This is a genomic window from Acinetobacter sp. YH12117 (assembly GCF_013418865.1).
Taxonomy (GTDB): domain Bacteria; phylum Pseudomonadota; class Gammaproteobacteria; order Pseudomonadales; family Moraxellaceae; genus Acinetobacter; species Acinetobacter indicus.
Genome location: NZ_VPBF01000003.1, coordinates 116,548 through 132,503, shown reverse-complemented (window position 1 = coordinate 132,503; position 15,956 = coordinate 116,548). Strand labels below are relative to the sequence as shown.

Genomic DNA, 15,956 nt, shown 5'->3' with positions numbered 1-15,956 from the left:
CTTGATCCATACTGCCTATTTGGGCATCTATGATTTCATGAGTATTGGTATTCACTAGACACGTGGCTCTAACTTGTGGGTAAGGTGCTACAGCAGTTTTACCTTTAGATGAGCCAAAATGATTAAAATTCTCCTTGGTCAGTGGCATAGACCAAACCACCCCGTCAACAGCACATACACTAAGACCTTGAAAGGTTGAATATTGTTGTTGTGATTCATCAAACCATGCTTGGCTGATTAAGGAGAATAAGGCAGCTAAGGGTTCTCGACCTAAACGTTGTCGAGCTTGGACAGCTGCACTAGGAACACAATAATCTGTTGTACCAAACACGAGTTTTAATTGTTCTACCACATAGCTGATGGGTTGATTGCGAAACAAGGCAAGCCCAAGAACAAGCCAAACCACGTGCTCAGCAGGTAATTTTCTCCTTCTGATCGATGCCTTACCTGTTTGATGCAGAGATGTTTCAATCCAATTTAAGTCAATAAGTTCACAAAAATGGTTGAGTGATGGGAGAGCATGTTCAAGAGTGGATTCTAAATGTTCAGATAAAGACATAAAAAAATGAGCGTATTTACATACACTCATTTTTACTACATTTTTCTAATATTTGCTTAACTGACTGGCATTACGCAATGTGCGGGCTTTTTCGTAGGATGATCTTAGGTCTTAAGCGACTTGTACCGGAATACAGTTGGCGGTGTGGCTCACGGTGTTGTCCGGGTTGGCATATACCAGACGTGGTTTATGCGCATTGGCTTCTACTTCAGTGAAATCACCGAAAGTCGCAATAATGATAATATCGCCGACATCTGCCTGATGTGCTGCGCCACCATTAACTGAAATGATGCCTGAATTGTCTTCACCACGAATCGCATAAGTGGTAAAGCGTTTGCCGTTGGTCACGTTCCAGACGTGAATTTCTTCGTATTCGCGAATGCCAGCTAAATCCATAAGTTTGCCATCAATTGCACATGAACCTTCATAATGAAGTTCCGCATGTGTCACGAAAGCACGGTGAATTTTGCATTTTAATAAACGAGATAGCATGGCTAGCGTCTCCTTAGTGGACCTAAGATCTTTATCTTATGGTTGAATCAATCACTGCGACCGAATCAGCCGACGAGCGCATTTTGCGCCCAATTTTGCCAGATGGCAAGCAGGATTGTTCAACAATTATTAGGTTATTCGTTGGGTTTATAGGCATTAATCTGGTTCATGGCTTGCTGAATCTCGCCATTGACCAGTAATTTCATGCGAGACAGCGCGTGACTGAGGGCATCGTCCATCAAGCCTTGTTCCTGGCTTGGGGCTTTGCTGAGCACATGACCGGAAACACGTTCTTTAGACCCCGGATGACCAATACCAATGCGTAAACGGTGGAAATTTGGACCGGTGTGTGGAACGATGTCACGTAAACCATTATGACCACCATGACCGCCGCCAGTTTTCAGGCGAATAATCCCCGGATTCATATCCAGTTCATCATGGGCAATCAGCATGGCTTCAGGTGCGATTTGATAGAATTTGGCGAAGGGCACAACACTTTGACCGGAACGGTTCATAAAGGTTGTTGGTAATAGCAGACGAACGTCCTGACCTTCAATATTACCGCGACCGCTGATGCCTTTGAATTTCGGATCAGCTTTTAAAGAGATGCCATATTGATCTGCAAGGCGTTCAACAAACCAGAAGCCTGCATTATGGCGGGTTTGGGCATACTCAGCACCTGGGTTGCCCAAACCAACAATCAGTGAAATATTTGACACTAATTTACACCATTAACACTTATGCGCGTTTGAAGTCAGCGTGCATTGGTGTGTTTTTAGCAGGGTGACGTTGTAACGCTTGGATTTTCACGTTTTCAACTTTGTCGCCTACTTTGATTTCTACAACTTCTTCAAAGAAAGCATTGCTTTCTAAAGCTTTTACAAGCTCACGAAGTTCTAAAGTTACTGCTACTGGCTCAGCGTCGCCACCATAAATGATAGCTGGAACTTGAGCAGCGTGACGAAGGCGGCGGCTCGCACCTTTCCCTTGGTTAGCTGCTTCACGCGCTTGAGCGTTTAATACGAAGTTTGCCATGATAGACATCCTATTTCAGGTTAAATAAACCAGACCTGCGACCGATCTGGTGATAGAAAGCCCTGCATAAAGCAGGGCTTTTGAAAATTTAGCGCACTATTATAGATAAGAGTCGAACATTGCGCTAATAGATTCTTCGTTGTTAATACGACGAATTGTTTCAGCAACCATGCTTGCGACTGAAACCTGACGAATCTTGCCAAGGTTTTGAGCTTCTTCTGATAATGGAATGGTGTCAGTAACAACCAGTTCATCAATCACAGAATTCTTTAAGTTCTCAATCGCTTTACCAGACAGCACCGGGTGAGTAGCATAAGCAACCACTTTACGCGCACCAAAAGTTTTGAGTGCATCTGCTGCTTTACACAGGGTACCTGCGGTATCGACCATGTCATCCACGATGACGCAGTCACGATCTTTCACATCACCAATCAAATGCATCACTTGTGATTCATTGGCTTTTTGACGACGTTTATCAATGATCGCAAGGTCGATATCCCCCATTTGCTTGGCAACAGCACGGGCACGTACGACACCACCCACGTCAGGTGAAACCACCATCAGGTTGTCGTGTGACTGCTGGCGTAAGTCAGCAAGCAGCGCTGGCGTACCGTAAATGTTGTCTACAGGAATATCGAAGAAACCTTGAATCTGGTCAGCGTGCAGGTCAATCATCACCACGCGGTCAATACCGACAGTGGTCAACATATCTGCAACCACTTTTGCAGTAATTGGCACACGGCTTGAACGAGGACGACGATCTTGACGGGCATAACCGAAATAAGGAATCACGGCAGTGATACGGCCAGCACTTGCACGACGCAATGCATCTGCCATCACCAGGATTTCCATCAGGTTATCATTGGTTGGGGCACAAGTAGGCTGAACGATGAAAACGTCTTTACCACGTACATTCTCGGTAATTTCTACAGCAATTTCACCGTCAGAAAATTGACCGACTGAGGCAGCACCTAAAGGAATGTGAAGATGGCTTACGACTTTTTGGGCGAATTGTGGATGCGCAGTTCCACTAAAAACGACAAGATTGGGCATGAAGCACCCTTGGCGGTTGGAATGTATGAAAATAGATGGCAGGGGTAGCTGGATTCGAACCAACGAATGGCGGGATCAAAACCCGCTGCCTTACCACTTGGCGATACCCCTAATGCGGCAGAACTTTAATATTTTTGCTGGTCGATGTCAAGGTAAATTAACAGCAGAACAGCAAACCAATGCTCTGTCTTTTTCGAGAAAATGGCAGGGGTAGCTGGATTCGAACCAACGAATGGCGGGATCAAAACCCGCTGCCTTACCACTTGGCGATACCCCTAAATTTGATGACTGTAAGATGGCAGGGGTAGCTGGATTCGAACCAACGGATGGCGGGATCAAAACCCGCTGCCTTACCACTTGGCGATACCCCTAATACAGTACATCTACAGGTGAAAAATGGCAGGGGTAGCTGGATTCGAACCAACGGATGGCGGGATCAAAACCCGCTGCCTTACCACTTGGCGATACCCCTATTCAACTTTGAAATGAATTAATGGTGATTCGGCTAAACTGTGGACCAGGTAAGCTTTACATGGTGCCTGAGCCAGAATCTCATCAATCTTCATTTCTGAAGTCACTTCAATAAAAACACAGGCACCTGTACCTGTAAGCTTGGCAACTCCGAACTGATCCAGATATTGCATGGCTTCATCGACTTCAGGATATAAGGCTCTGGCCAGTGGCTCAAAGTTGTTTCCGAAATCAGATGGCTTCAACTGATAGGCGCAAAATTTAGATGGCTTCGTATCTCTTGTCAACGTTTTTTGTGAAAAAAGCAGTTGAGTGCTGATAAAACAGTCAGGTTTTAGCACTATGTACTGTTTTTGTTCTAAGTCTATGAATGTTAAGTGTTCACCAATACCTTCTGCCCAGGCATTGCGGCCATGGACAAAAATCGGCACATCTGCGCCCAGTTGCACCCCTAAATCGGCCAGCTGCTCAGAATTGAGTCCACATTGCCACAGTTGGTTCAGCACAATGAGGGTGGTGGCGGCATTGGATGAGCCACCACCAAGTCCGGCACCCATAGGAATCTGTTTGTCCAGCCGGATTTTTAAACCGGTCGGCGCTTGGGCAAAAGGTTTTAAGATCTGCGCCGCCCGATAAATCAGGTTCTGTTCCAGATCGACTGAATTTAAACCGTCGATCTGAATCTCGGCTGTATCCAATGGCTCAAATTCAAGCCAGTCGTAGAGATCGATCAGCTGGAAAATGCTTTGCAGTTCATGATAGCCATTTTCACGGCGGCCAGTAATATGCAAAAACAGGTTCAGTTTGGCAGGTGAAGGAACACGAATCATGACAGCACAAAATTAACGGTTTTGGATCACCATTGTAATACGGTTCTCCTGACCGGATTCAAATGTTTGCTTTAAAATTAAACGGTTTGGCAAACGCGCCTGTTCGTTATAGCTTAAATCAACGGTCCAGCCATCTTCTAGAAACTGGGTTGGACGACGCTGGCTATCGTAAGCGACTTTGGCCTGTGTGGTGGCCGGACGTGCCTGCACCCAGTCAATGATATGACTGATTGGCGCTTGCCAGCCGGTGGCCCGCTGCAGCAGTTCTTCGGCTGTTGCTGCCTGAATAGTGCCGGTTTTGGCGCTATTCAGTGTGACTTGTCCCGGCTGGCCGGAAATCTGTGTTTTACCGACGCCTAAAATGCCGCTTAGTTCAATATCAAACTGTTCCTGCTGTTGCAGCCAGTTAAAAAAGGCGCTGCCTGACTGCTGTGGTGTGCGTACCCCGATTTTTCCTTGCAGATGAAACTGATTTTCTGCCTCAACCATTGGGCTTGCGGGTGTTTGCGGTTGGGTGAACTGCTGACAACCACCCAGCACCAGGGTGCTGACCGTGACAAGACTAAGACTGAGTTTGGAAATAAGTTGCATGCGTATTAACTCTGAGGGCTGTGTTGCGGTAACAATAACGAATGAAGCTGTTCTAATTGCGGATCATTTGGATATTTTTGTTGGAGTTGTTGTAAAACTTGACTAAATTTTGTCAAATTGCCCTGCATATACAGCGCCTTGGCATAACGGACCCCAATTTTGACTGTTGCACTTAAGGCAAAAGCCTTTTCCAGCACCTGGGCAGAGGTGTCAAAATCATTTTGCAGATAGCTGATCAGGCCTAAAGTATCCAGAATTGAGGCCTGTTCCGGGGCGAATTCCAGTGCCTGTTCCACATACTGGCGTGCTTCATCCAGCCGGCGGTTTTGCAGCGCCAGGGTATAGGCATAGGCATTTAAATAAGTCGGACTGTTCGGCTCGACCTGTAACAGCTTTTTCAGTAAACGATCCAGTTTGTCTTTGTCCTGATAAGGGTCTAGCAGCAACACTTCTGAATACAGCAGTTCCGGATCATCGGGTAAATTGCGGATGGCTTCATCCAGCAGTCTTAAGGCGGCAGTCTTGTTGTTCATGCGCTTTAGAATTTCCGCCTGAGCCTGATATAAAAAACTGGCGTGCTGCGGATAATTGACCCGTTCCTGGGTCAAAAAGCGTAAGGCTTCATGCTGGCGGCTTTGCTGGCTATAAATATTGATCATGCTGCGCCGCGAAACGGTATACAGGCTGCCATCGACCAGACGGTAATAGGCTTTGGCGGTTTCAAAATGCTGTTTACGCTCGGCATTGACCGCCAGATAGTAATAGGCTTCATTTTGATACTGGTTGGAATAACGCAACTCGACCAGATATTTCTCGGCCTTTTCATACTGCTTCAAGTCAATACTGGTCAGACCAGCCAGAAACAGGGCTTCATCTTCCTTTGGCCATTTTTCCAGCATCGCTTCCAGTTTGGTCAGGGCCAATTCCGGCTGATTGGTTTTTAACAGATATTTGGCTTCAGCCAGACGTACTTCCAGATTGTTTTTATGTTTGCGGCTGGATTTGGCATACCATTCCTGGGCAGCTTTCGAGTCTTGCAGCGCACTTAGCAGGCTGGCTTTGAGCAGGATATAACCGGTCACTTTCGGACGTTTGCGCAGCACCCGGTTGACCGTTTCCAGCGCTTCTTCTAACTGGCCATTCTGGGCTTTTAAACCGGCAATCAGAATCAGAATTGAGGGATTATCTTTTTCTTTGCTGGTGCGTAGTGCCTGAATCAGAAACTCACGATCTTCTGGCGACTCCGGGGCAATACCGGCCAGAATCTGTTCTAAATCGGCAGTGGCATCAATGGCCAGAATCTTGTCCAGGGTTTCAGCGGCCAGGTCATATTCATGCGCTTTCAGGGCAATATGCGCCAGATAAAACAGGGCTGGAACATCTTCCGGTTCTTGAATCACCCAGTGGGTGGCAATGTCCAAAGCTGCATTTAAGTCATTGTGTTCCAGTGCAATATTCAGTGCGCGCTGTTTAATACTGGTTGAATTACTTTTAATTGCCAGTACAGTATAGTTATGTAAGGCGGTGGCCACGTCATTTGAGGCGAGGGCAAATTCCGCCACCATGCTTTGTTTTATGGCATTCAGATTTGTAGGTGCATGGAAAAAATCTCCAGATGCTCTAATATGAGCACTAGAAGCCATGCTACCCACGAGTAAGATTGTGGTAGAATATTGCTTAATTGTCGCGCCGCTAAGCCGGCTGGTTGTTTGACGCAATTTTTCTTGATCCAAGTAATGCTTTTTATGACACCGTTATTGCACAATAGCATAAATTTAGCGAAATGATGATCTGATATGTCTTTCTTTGCATTGGGTGTCAACCATCAAACCGCCTCTGTAGAATTGCGTGAGCAAATTGCTTTTAACCCTGAAAAGTTAACTCAATTACTTGCCGAACAAAGCCAGAGCCACCTGTTAAATGACATGGTGGTGGTTTCTACATGTAACCGAACTGAAGTGTACGCCATGTCTGACCATGCAGACACGGTGCTGGGCTGGCTCGCCCAGGTAAATGGTCTGGATGTCAAACAACTACAAAATCACGTTTATCGCTATGAAAATGCGCAGGCTGTCACCCACTTAATGCGCGTTGCCAGCGGCCTCGATTCCTTAATGCTCGGTGAACCGCAGATTCTGGGGCAGGTCAAATCGGCCTTATCTTTGGCCAAAGATGCCCACACCGTTTCGCAAGATTTAAACCATATTTTTGAATACGCCTTTTATGCGGCCAAACGGGTGCGCTCTGAAACGGCAGTCGGCAGTCATGCGGTGTCTATGGGCTATGCGGTAGCGCAGTTGGCGCTACAGGTGTTTAGCCATCCGGACAAACTAACCGTGCTGGTGGTGGCGGCAGGTGAAATGAACAGCCTGGTGGCCAAACATCTGGCGGAAATGGGCGTGGCCAAGGTCATGATCTGTAACCGTACCCGCGCCCGTGCTGAAAATCTGGCCCAGGAAATTGCCCATCGGGTAGAAGTTGAAATTATTGAATTTGAACAGCTGGCAGAACATTTGCATCGCGCCGATGTGATTTCCAGCTGTACCGGCAGCCTGCATCAGGTGATTGGCTATAAAGAAGTCAAAGCCGCGCTGAAAAAGCGTCGTTACCAGCAGATGTTGCTGGTCGATCTGGCTGTTCCGCGTGATATCGACCCGAAAGTCGAATCACTAGATGGTGTGTATTTATACGGTGTCGATGACCTGCAAAGCGTGATTGATGAGAATCTGGCACAGCGTCGTCAGGCCGCGGTAGAAGCCGAGGTGATGGTGAATCAGTTGGCGACCGAACTGGTAACCCAGCAAAAGGTCAAAAGTGCCGGCAGTACCATTCAGGCTTATCGTGAGCAGGGTGAAACGTTACGTCAGGAAGAACTGCAACTGGCGATGGCGCGAATTGCCAAAGGTGAAAATGCGGCACAGGTGTTACAGGAATTTTCTTACCGTTTGACCCAGAAATTGCTGCATCCCACCTCGATTGTGCTGCGTCAGGCGGCCAAAGCCGAAGATCCGGAATACTTTGAAATGCTGCAAAGCGAACTGCAGCAGGTCAGTGCCAAACGGCGTAAATCTAAACGCTAAGCCATTGTGATGGTTCAGCGTGGTGTTTAACGCCGCTTATTCTTCAAGTAAAGTCAGGGAACGTTTTTTATCAATCTGATAAATCTGATGTTTCAGATTACGCATTTCTTCAATACTGCTAAATTTCTTCGAGCGGATTTTTTGCTGCAAGAAGTGGTATTGCAGTTTAATGGAAAAATCTTCGGCCAGCTTGTCAGCTTTCTCTGGCGAAGTGGTGTAATCGCCGACATTGGCTTGCTGTAAAATGCGCTGTAATTCGTAGTGATAAGCAGCACAGGCGCCTAGCACATAGTATTTGGCCAGTTCTGGATCATCCGGTAATTCATCAAAAATTCCGTTAAAGATTTGCAGGATTTTGGCCAGTAACTGATCGGCCGGAATCAGTGCGCGTAACGGTTCAAAATGAATATATAAATACGGATGGTTGATCAGAATCGCCACCACATATTCTTCGGCATCAACCTTGGTGCTAAAGCTGAGTGAGGCATCATTATTGGTATGTGGCTGCCATTTGCGGTTAAAGCCGAGTTTTTCCCGGAAAAACTGTTGCAGCAGATAACGGTAAGAGCCGGTTTTCGGTAACAGTTCAGTCAGCTGTTTTAACTCGCCCATCACCTGACTTTTGCCTTCCGGTTTGCTGATATCATGGTTTTGACTTAAATGCGCAAACACAAAATCAGACAGTAGCGGCGCCTGATCGAGCAGGCGGCGGAAATTTTCAATGCCTTCACGGCGGATCAGCGAGTCTGGGTCATGATCATCCGGCAGCACAAAAAACTTCAGTTCACGGCCATCATTCAGCAGGGGCAGGGCAATTTCCAGCGTACGTCGTGCTGCTTTCTGACCTGCGGCATCACCATCAAAGGCAATGGTAATGCGTGAGTTCTGCTTAAACAGAATATTCAGGTGTTCGGTATTACTGGCAGTCCCCAGCGTTGCCACGGCGCCATAAATGCCATATTGCTGCAGCGCAATCACATCCATATAGCCTTCCACCATCAGCCAGTCCTGGGCTTTCTGCTTGCGGCCTTCGTATAGGCCATACAGCAGCTGGTTTTTGTGGAAGACTTCAGAATCGGGCGAGTTGATATATTTCGGCTTGATCTCGTCATTGAGCGCACGGCCGCCAAAACCAACCACACGCCCTTTATGATCACGGATCGGGAAAATCACCCGGTCACGTAGCAGGTCAAAATCGCGGCCGGAATCACTGGTACGAATCAGCCCCAGCAGTTTTAAACCTTCAATATCTTGCGGAAAGGCTTTTTCCAGATGTTGCCAGTCTTCCGGTGCATAACCCAAACGCCAGAACTGGATGGTCTGTGCGCTTAAACCGCGCTGGCGAAAATATTGCTGTGCCGACTGGCTGTGCGGTAACTGCTGTTCATAAAACTGCGCCACATTTTCCAGCAGATCAAACAGGTTGCCTTCCTGTATCGGCTCCTGATCAAAATCCGGATATTGTTCAAAACCGGCAAAGGGATCATCTGCTGGCTGGAACTGCTCAAAAGGATCAAAATGTGCAGCAGGGACTTGATCAGTTTCGGTCGGTGTGGGTGTTGCTGGCGCGGGTGCGGTTTTGGCCGGTGGCGCCGGCTTTTTGGCCTCACGCTTATAGACCAGTTTTTTGCTGTCCTGATTGTCTTTTGGCAGCTCGATACCGGTCTGACTGGCCAGATCTTTCATGACATCGACAAAGTTACGGCTGTCGATATCCATTAAAAAGCGAATTGCATTGCCGTTGGCCTGACAGCCAAAGCAGTGATAATACTGTTTGTCGCGATAAACGTGGAAAGACGGGGTTTTTTCCTGATGAAATGGACAACAGCCCGAATAGGTCCGCCCGGTTTTTTTCAGTTTCACGCGCTGACCAATCAGATCGACAATGTCGGTCCGATCCAGAATCTGATCAATCGTGTGTTGAGGAATAGCCATACTGTTTTTATCGGGTCGGTTAAGCGGTAGGTCGAACAGATCGACAGGGTATAGAGATTACAGTGTATTGTTTCCTTTCTATCCGGTTTTGCGTGTTCAGGCAAGTGGCCAAGATAAAAGGGCAAGTATAGTAACGTATGCTTTATATTTTGCAAAATTGAAAAACAGGTTAAAAGCTCTATCCTTACTCGCTATTTTTCAAAGCTGTACTTATGTTAGGACAATAAAAGGAAGAGACAAATTTTATTTTAAGTGTGTTGGGCCTCTATTTTCATTCGGCCTGTTAAGGGCTTTGTATGGAGAATTTCCTACTTTGGAAAGACCCAAAGTAGGCAAAAGTCTTTGTTCCCCATACACAACATCCTTGTTGTGATGGGGAACGTGTGGCATCCCTGCCACATCCGCGTATCCAATGGAATGTTTAAATCAAATTTAAGACAGTCATGGATGTTAATTATGTTTACTCGGCCGCTTCACTGTTTTCCTGTTTTTCAGGACGGTCCAGCAAACCAAAACTTAAACGGTTGGTCCAGCTACGTGGTTCTTCCTGCTGGTTGGCCAGTTTTTGCTGCTGTTCGGTGGTGGCCTGTGCTTCACGACCAAAAATACCTAAAGTCGCATGGTTCAACCAGCTACCTTCATTCCGTGCAGCACGCAGGTTTACAGAGCCATCGGCTTTAACCAGATTTGGATAGTTCAGTTTTAACAGGTCAATATACTGTTGTGCAGTGGCACGGTCACCCAGTTGGGTATAACCATAGGCTGCGGTGGCAATTGCTTCCGGAATCTGTGGGGTTTGCGGATAGTGCTCGATTACCCAGAGTGAACGTTCCACCGCGGCGACCCAGGCCTTACGTTTAATATTAAAACGTGCCGCATTCATTTCCGCTTCTGCCAGCTCTTGCCCGATAAACTGCATACGTTGTGCAGCATCCACAGCATAGGTGCTTGATGGATAACGGCGAATGAAATCGACAAAGTTCTGATAAGCCACTTTTAAATAGCTGACATCACGATGCGCCTGTTTTAACGAGGTATAACGGATTAAACCATCATAGTTCTGTTCCATATTGGCCACGCCGCGCACATAGTAGGCATAGTCAGCATTTGGATGCTGCGGGTTCATCCGGATAAAACGGTCGGCCAGTGCGACTGCACCTTCATAATCTTTTTGCTGGAATTTTGCATACAGCAGCTCAAGTTGTGCCTGCTGGGCATATTCACCGGTAGGATAATAGGTTTCTAATGCTTCAAGATGCTGGATAGCATCGGTATATTGCCCGCGTTCCAGTGCTCGTTCTGCTTTTTGAATATAAACTTGTTCGCTAGATTGCGGACCTGTATCGACCACTTCTTTTTTTGGATTACTGCTACAGCCCACGATTGCAGATGCAACGCCAAGTGAAAGAGCTAGCATGGTAATTTTATAACGTGGTAGCGACATAAAAATTCCTCTGTTATTACGGGCAATGAGCTACAATTGCGCTATTAAACCACTTTTGTCTGAATGATCAAATGTCTCAAGCACAATCTTCCAATTCCAACATCCCTGAAACTGACTTCAATTTACTTGATGATTCTGAGGATGCAGATAATCATACTTCAGACCCAACTGCAACACGTTTATCGTTGCAATTTCAACTGGATGAAAGCTATCTGGGGCAACGTATCGACCAGGTTGCAGCCCTCATCTGGAGTGATTTTTCACGTGAAAAACTGAAACAGTGGCTAAAAGATGGTCATTTGTTGGTGAATGGTAACACTGTCAAACCAAAGTACAAGTGCGAAGGCAATGAACTGTTAAGTTTAAATGTTGAACTTGAAGCACAGACCAACAGTCAGCCTGAAAATATCCCTCTCGATATTGTCTATGAAGATGATGATATTTTAGTGATTAATAAACCGGTTGGCATGGTGGTGCATCCTGGTGCGGGCAATATTACCGGCACACTGGTCAATGCCTTGCTGTTCCATTATCCAAAATCGGCAGAATTGTCACGTGCCGGGCTGGTACATCGTATTGATAAAGACACCAGCGGTTTGCTGGTGGTGGCGAAAAATCTGGAAGCGCAGTTTGACCTGAGCAAGCAGCTGGCCAACAAGTCGGTATACCGGATTTATGATGTGGTGGTGTATGGCAATATTATTGCCGGTGGCACCATTGATGAGCCGATCAAGCGCCATCCGGTGGACCGGATTAAAATGACGGTATTGCCGGGCGGGAAAGATGCCGTGACGCACTATAACGTGAAAGAGCGTTTCCAGCATTTCACCCGGGTTCAGGCGCGTCTGGAAACCGGCCGTACCCATCAGATCCGGGTTCATTTTAGCTATATCGGTCATGGTTTGATTGGCGATCCGGTGTATATGCCACGTGTGCGTGTGCCGGCTGGAGCCTCCGAGCTGCTCAATGAAACCTTGCGCGGTTTTAAACGTCAGGCACTGCACGCGGCCAAACTGGGGCTTGTGCATCCACGTACCAAACAGGACATGATGTTTGAAGCGCCGTGGCCGGAAGATTTCAGCCAGCTGGTGGATGTGTTGCGTAGCGAAAACGCTGCCTATTAAACCGTTCTGCGGCGTTGAGAAAGTATGATCTCAACGCCGCTTTTAAGTGAACACAGGAGCTGAGATGCAATTTATTCAGGGATTACCGGCACAGGTTTATGTGGCGCAAACGCGGATTCAGCATCAGCAGGCCTTGCCAGCGCAAGTACCGGAACTGGCCGGTTTTAACCTGGCCTTGCATGTGCAGGATGCAGCGGAACGGGTGCAGCAGCATCGTATGCTGTTACTGGAACAGCTGGCCGAATACGGTGTTAATACAATCAGCTGGATGAACCAGACTCACAGCACCTTGTGTCATGTGATAAATGATGAGCTGCATTTTAATGCACCGGAAGGCGATGGACTGGTCACGCAGCGCAAAGGCCATGCCTTAATGATGATGACCGCCGACTGCCTGCCCATTGTGCTGGGCAATCAGGATGGCACTGAAGTGGCCAATTTACATGCCGGCTGGAAAGGTCTGGCACAGGGTATTGTTGAAAATACCATTGCCGCCATGCAGCACCCACCGACCTGGGCCTGGTTAGGCGCGGCCATTAGCCAGCCGTGTTTTGAGGTAGGGGCCGAAGTAAAGCAGGTATTTTGTGAGAAATATCCCGCATTAAGCAGCGCCTTTCAGGCAGGGAAACAGGCCGGAAAATTCTATGCCGATTTATATGCGATTGCCCGCTATATCCTGACCGAGCAGGGGGTAACCACCATTTTAGGTGGTGATCAGTGTACCTATCGGCAGGCCGAGGAGTATTATTCTTATCGTCGTCAGGCCAAAACCGGACGCATGGCAACATTCGTTTTTATCGCTGATCAATGCTAAACTTGACTGAATTATTGGGTTTTTAAAGTTTCCATGTCTGTTACTGATCAAACATCTGTGTCGCAAGTAAAAGTCTGTGTTGTGTATCATAGTCCCTATGGCCATACCGCCAAGGTGGCACAGCATATTGTGCAGGGCGCCGAAAAAGCCGGAGCTGAAGTACATTTAATGGCAGTGAGCGAGGTCGATTGGGATGTGCTGGATCAGAGCGATATTCTGGTCATGGGCTGTCCAACCTATATGGGCAGTCTGACTTCGGCACTGAAACAGTTTATGGAACAATCTTCAAAACGCTGGCTGGCGCGAAGCTGGCAGGGCAAAATTGCTGCTGGCTTTACCAATGGCGGCGGTTTAAGCGGTGACAAGCTGGCGGTGTTACAGCAGATCAATTTATTTGCCATGCAGCATGGCATGTTATGGTCGGGCTTGCCGTTTATGCCGACTGGCCGTAGCCCGCATGATATTAACCGGATGTCGAGCTTTCTGGGCCTAATGACCCAGTCTGACAATGCCAGCGTTGAGGTCACCCCGCCAGAAGGTGACCTGGAAACAGCGGTGAAGTTTGGCGCTTATCTGGTGGGCTTAAAACAGAACTCAGCCTGATTTTCGATGATGCAATAAAACATGCCTCCCATGTTGGAGGCATTTTTACATCAAGCACTTGTGTTCAAACGTGCTTATTTATGCATTAAACGGGCTTTATCACGCTGCCAGTCGCGGTCTTTTTCAGTGGCACGTTTATCATGCAGCTGTTTCCCTTTCACCAGGGCAATTTCCAGTTTGGCCAGTGGACCTTTCCAGTAACAGACCAGCGGCACACAGGAATAACCTTTCTGGTTCACCGCACCGAGCAGTTTGGCAATTTCTTTGCGGTTCAATAACAGCTTGCGGGTACGGGTCGCTTCAGGCACCACATGGGTCGAAGCCGACAGTAAAGGTTGAATTTGGGCGCCAAATAAGAAGGCTTCACCATTTTTAAAGGTGATATAGCTTTCGGTCAGGCTCATACGACCGGCACGCAAAGACTTGACTTCCCAGCCTTGCAGGGACAGTCCGGCTTCAAATTTTTCTTCAATAAAATAATCGTGGCGTGCACGTTTGTTCTGTGCAATCGTGCCACTGGTATTTTTTTTAACTACAGTTGCTTTCGCCATAATGAGTCACTTCCAACGTTAGGCCTATTGTGCCCCAAACACAGGCATGCTGACAATTCCAAAATCAGCACTGAATTACAGCACTATCGCAGGATTTTTGTGAAATTGGCCGAGTTTATTCACCAATAAATCAAGTTTTTGCTAAAATATGGCTCTACAAAACCAACTAGAGTAAAAATGGATGTCTAAAACTCGCGTGATTTATCCGGGGACCTTTGATCCAATCACCAATGGTCATATCGATTTAGTAACACGGGCGGCCAGAATGTTTGATGAAGTGGTGGTCGCAATTGCCATTGGTCATCATAAAAATCCGGTGTTTACTCTAGATGAGCGGGTAGAACTGGCCAAAACCTCACTCAGCCATTTACCCAATGTGGAATTTGTCGGCTTTGATGGCCTGCTGGTGAATTTCTTCCGCGAACAGCAGGCCACGGCGGTACTGCGTGGTTTACGTGCAGTGTCTGACTTTGAATACGAGTTTCAGCTGGCCAATATGAACCGTCAGCTGGATACCAATTTTGAAGCGGTATTTTTAACGCCGTCAGAGCAATATTCGTTTATTTCATCCACGCTGGTGCGTGAAATTGCGCGTTTAAAAGGAGATGTGACCAAGTTTGTACCGCAAACCGTGGTCGAAGCCTTTGAACGCAAACATCAACAAGGTTGGTAGCGTGTCTTTATATATTACCGATGAATGCATTAACTGCGATGTCTGTGAACCTGTGTGCCCGAATGAGGCTATTTTCATGGGCGAGCTGATTTATGAAATCAACCCGGCGCTGTGTACCGAATGTGTCGGGCATCATGATAAACCGCAGTGTCAGTTATTCTGTCCGGTGGACTGTATTCCGCATGATCCCCATCATGTCGAAACCCAGGAACAATTGCTGGAAAAGTATCAAAAACTGATTGATCAAAAAAGCACGAGCAATTAGTGCATTTATTTGTTAAGATGCGCCCTCGAAGTGAACCAGACGATCGCTGCTGTGGAGGTCTCCGTGACTAAAGCAGGGGAGGAAAGTCCGGGCTTCATAGGGCAGGGTGCCAGGTAACGCCTGGGCGGCGTGAGCCGACGGAAAGTGCAGCAGAGAGTAGACCGCCTTCATTCAGGTTTCTTTTTCGGAAGAAATCGAAGGTAAGGGTGAAAGGGTGCGGTAAGAGCGCACCGCATGACTGGTAACAGTTCATGGCATGGTAAACCCCACCAGAAGCAAGACCAAATAGGAATCCTGAGGTACGGCCCGTACTGGATTCGGGTAGGTCGCTTGAGCGTATGAGTGATTGTACGCCTAGAGGAATGATCGTTCTCGACAGAACCCGGCTTATCGGTTCACTTCACCAAATTTTGTACAATTAGCCTGTAGAAGGGCT

The 15,956-nt window shown here is 47.3% G+C and carries 17 protein-coding genes, 4 tRNA genes and 1 other RNA gene; 7 read left to right on the top strand and 15 right to left on the bottom strand.

Going from position 1 to position 15,956, the window contains the following annotated elements; genetic code table 11:
* The 12 genes from FTU55_RS02560 to FTU55_RS02505 all read right to left on the bottom strand — a co-directional run.
* The coding region (locus tag FTU55_RS02560) for a transposase domain-containing protein (RefSeq protein ID WP_180046099.1) at positions 1-559 on the bottom strand (559 nt) is incomplete at its 3' end.
* Positions 560-670: 111 nt separating this feature from the next.
* Complete coding sequence (panD, locus tag FTU55_RS02555) at positions 671-1,051, bottom strand: aspartate 1-decarboxylase (protein ID WP_005176160.1); 381 nt, start codon at positions 1,049-1,051, stop codon at positions 671-673.
* Between the two features lie 134 nt (positions 1,052-1,185).
* Positions 1,186-1,770, bottom strand: coding sequence for an aminoacyl-tRNA hydrolase (gene pth, locus FTU55_RS02550; protein ID WP_016659905.1), 585 nt, complete (start codon positions 1,768-1,770; stop codon positions 1,186-1,188).
* Positions 1,771-1,789: 19 nt separating this feature from the next.
* Positions 1,790-2,086, bottom strand: coding sequence for a 50S ribosomal protein L25 (gene rplY / locus FTU55_RS02545; protein ID WP_005176167.1), 297 nt, complete (start codon positions 2,084-2,086; stop codon positions 1,790-1,792).
* A gap of 99 nt (positions 2,087-2,185) precedes the next feature.
* The gene (locus FTU55_RS02540; protein WP_005176171.1) at positions 2,186-3,139 is read right to left on the bottom strand and encodes a ribose-phosphate pyrophosphokinase; all 954 of its coding nucleotides are present in this window, start codon (positions 3,137-3,139) and stop codon (positions 2,186-2,188) included.
* 36 nt (positions 3,140-3,175) lie between these two features.
* Positions 3,176-3,250 (bottom strand) — tRNA-Gln (locus tag FTU55_RS02535).
* Positions 3,251-3,341: 91 nt separating this feature from the next.
* Positions 3,342-3,416 (bottom strand) — tRNA-Gln (locus FTU55_RS02530).
* Between the two features lie 19 nt (positions 3,417-3,435).
* Positions 3,436-3,510 (bottom strand) — tRNA-Gln (locus FTU55_RS02525).
* Positions 3,511-3,536: 26 nt separating this feature from the next.
* Positions 3,537-3,611, bottom strand: a tRNA-Gln gene (locus tag FTU55_RS02520).
* Entirely contained in the window at positions 3,610-4,440 is an 831-nt protein-coding gene (gene ispE / locus FTU55_RS02515) for a 4-(cytidine 5'-diphospho)-2-C-methyl-D-erythritol kinase (RefSeq protein WP_005176175.1), read from the bottom strand. Before ispE ends, FTU55_RS02520 begins: the two co-directional genes overlap by 2 nt.
* 12 nt (positions 4,441-4,452) lie before the next feature.
* Positions 4,453-5,031: a lipoprotein insertase outer membrane protein LolB gene (lolB, locus tag FTU55_RS02510; RefSeq protein WP_016659907.1), complete on the bottom strand. Its 579-nt coding sequence runs from the start codon at positions 5,029-5,031 to the stop codon at positions 4,453-4,455.
* A gap of 5 nt (positions 5,032-5,036) precedes the next feature.
* Positions 5,037-6,749 (bottom strand): tetratricopeptide repeat protein, encoded by a 1,713-nt coding sequence (locus FTU55_RS02505; protein ID WP_035363052.1) that lies wholly within the window; start codon positions 6,747-6,749, stop codon positions 5,037-5,039.
* 78 nt (positions 6,750-6,827) lie between these two features.
* Between FTU55_RS02505 and hemA the strand changes: the two genes are divergently transcribed.
* The gene (gene hemA, locus FTU55_RS02500; protein ID WP_016659909.1) at positions 6,828-8,111 is read left to right on the top strand and encodes a glutamyl-tRNA reductase; all 1,284 of its coding nucleotides are present in this window, start codon (positions 6,828-6,830) and stop codon (positions 8,109-8,111) included.
* Between the two features lie 36 nt (positions 8,112-8,147).
* Here hemA and FTU55_RS02495 read toward each other — a convergent pair whose 3' ends face one another.
* Both FTU55_RS02495 and FTU55_RS02490 read right to left on the bottom strand, forming a co-directional pair.
* Positions 8,148-10,046, bottom strand: a complete 1,899-nt coding sequence (locus FTU55_RS02495; RefSeq protein ID WP_104488032.1) for a DNA primase — start codon at positions 10,044-10,046, stop codon at positions 8,148-8,150.
* 460 nt (positions 10,047-10,506) lie between these two features.
* Positions 10,507-11,490 (bottom strand): outer membrane protein assembly factor BamD, encoded by a 984-nt coding sequence (locus FTU55_RS02490; RefSeq protein ID WP_104488034.1) that lies wholly within the window; start codon positions 11,488-11,490, stop codon positions 10,507-10,509.
* Between the two features lie 71 nt (positions 11,491-11,561).
* Here FTU55_RS02490 and rluD point away from each other — a divergent pair, with 71 nt between their 5' ends.
* The 3 genes from rluD to FTU55_RS02475 all read left to right on the top strand — a co-directional run bounded on the left by rluD (position 11,562) and on the right by FTU55_RS02475 (position 14,031).
* Positions 11,562-12,614, top strand: a complete 1,053-nt coding sequence (gene rluD / locus FTU55_RS02485) for a 23S rRNA pseudouridine(1911/1915/1917) synthase RluD (RefSeq protein ID WP_045796449.1) — start codon at positions 11,562-11,564, stop codon at positions 12,612-12,614.
* A 64-nt stretch (positions 12,615-12,678) separates the two neighbouring features.
* On the top strand, positions 12,679-13,428 hold the full coding sequence (gene pgeF / locus FTU55_RS02480) for a peptidoglycan editing factor PgeF (protein WP_005176194.1): 750 nt from the start codon (positions 12,679-12,681) through the stop codon (positions 13,426-13,428).
* Positions 13,429-13,461: 33 nt separating this feature from the next.
* Positions 13,462-14,031 carry a flavodoxin family protein gene (locus tag FTU55_RS02475; protein WP_005176197.1) on the top strand — a complete coding sequence of 190 codons (570 nt, stop codon included), beginning with the start codon at positions 13,462-13,464 and terminating at the stop codon, positions 14,029-14,031.
* A gap of 74 nt (positions 14,032-14,105) precedes the next feature.
* On the opposite strand, the gene smpB is transcribed toward FTU55_RS02475, so the two are convergent.
* Entirely contained in the window at positions 14,106-14,582 is a 477-nt protein-coding gene (smpB, locus tag FTU55_RS02470) for an SsrA-binding protein SmpB (protein WP_005176206.1), read from the bottom strand.
* A 181-nt stretch (positions 14,583-14,763) separates the two neighbouring features.
* Between smpB and coaD the strand changes: the two genes are divergently transcribed.
* From coaD to rnpB, 3 genes are all read left to right on the top strand, one after another.
* Complete coding sequence (gene coaD / locus FTU55_RS02465) at positions 14,764-15,255, top strand: pantetheine-phosphate adenylyltransferase (RefSeq protein ID WP_005176208.1); 492 nt, start codon at positions 14,764-14,766, stop codon at positions 15,253-15,255.
* A gap of 1 nt (position 15,256) precedes the next feature.
* Complete coding sequence (locus FTU55_RS02460; RefSeq protein ID WP_034597403.1) at positions 15,257-15,520, top strand: YfhL family 4Fe-4S dicluster ferredoxin; 264 nt, start codon at positions 15,257-15,259, stop codon at positions 15,518-15,520.
* A gap of 27 nt (positions 15,521-15,547) precedes the next feature.
* Positions 15,548-15,926, top strand: an RNA gene (gene rnpB / locus FTU55_RS02455) — RNase P RNA component class A.
* The last annotated feature ends 30 nt before the right edge of the window (positions 15,927-15,956 follow it).

Coding starts and splice junctions, on each gene's coding strand:
- panD (WP_005176160.1), bottom strand. CDS start 1,051: ATGCTATCTCGTTTATTAAAATGCAAAATTCACCGTGCTTTCGTGACA.
- rplY (WP_005176167.1), bottom strand. CDS start 2,086: ATGGCAAACTTCGTATTAAACGCTCAAGCGCGTGAAGCAGCTAACCAA.
- FTU55_RS02540 (WP_005176171.1), bottom strand. CDS start 3,139: ATGCCCAATCTTGTCGTTTTTAGTGGAACTGCGCATCCACAATTCGCC.
- ispE (WP_005176175.1), bottom strand. CDS start 4,440: ATGATTCGTGTTCCTTCACCTGCCAAACTGAACCTGTTTTTGCATATT.
- lolB (WP_016659907.1), bottom strand. CDS start 5,031: ATGCAACTTATTTCCAAACTCAGTCTTAGTCTTGTCACGGTCAGCACC.
- hemA (WP_016659909.1), top strand. CDS start 6,828: ATGTCTTTCTTTGCATTGGGTGTCAACCATCAAACCGCCTCTGTAGAA.
- FTU55_RS02495 (WP_104488032.1), bottom strand. CDS start 10,046: ATGGCTATTCCTCAACACACGATTGATCAGATTCTGGATCGGACCGAC.
- FTU55_RS02490 (WP_104488034.1), bottom strand. CDS start 11,490: ATGTCGCTACCACGTTATAAAATTACCATGCTAGCTCTTTCACTTGGC.
- rluD (WP_045796449.1), top strand. CDS start 11,562: ATGTCTCAAGCACAATCTTCCAATTCCAACATCCCTGAAACTGACTTC.
- pgeF (WP_005176194.1), top strand. CDS start 12,679: ATGCAATTTATTCAGGGATTACCGGCACAGGTTTATGTGGCGCAAACG.
- FTU55_RS02475 (WP_005176197.1), top strand. CDS start 13,462: ATGTCTGTTACTGATCAAACATCTGTGTCGCAAGTAAAAGTCTGTGTT.
- smpB (WP_005176206.1), bottom strand. CDS start 14,582: ATGGCGAAAGCAACTGTAGTTAAAAAAAATACCAGTGGCACGATTGCA.
- coaD (WP_005176208.1), top strand. CDS start 14,764: ATGTCTAAAACTCGCGTGATTTATCCGGGGACCTTTGATCCAATCACC.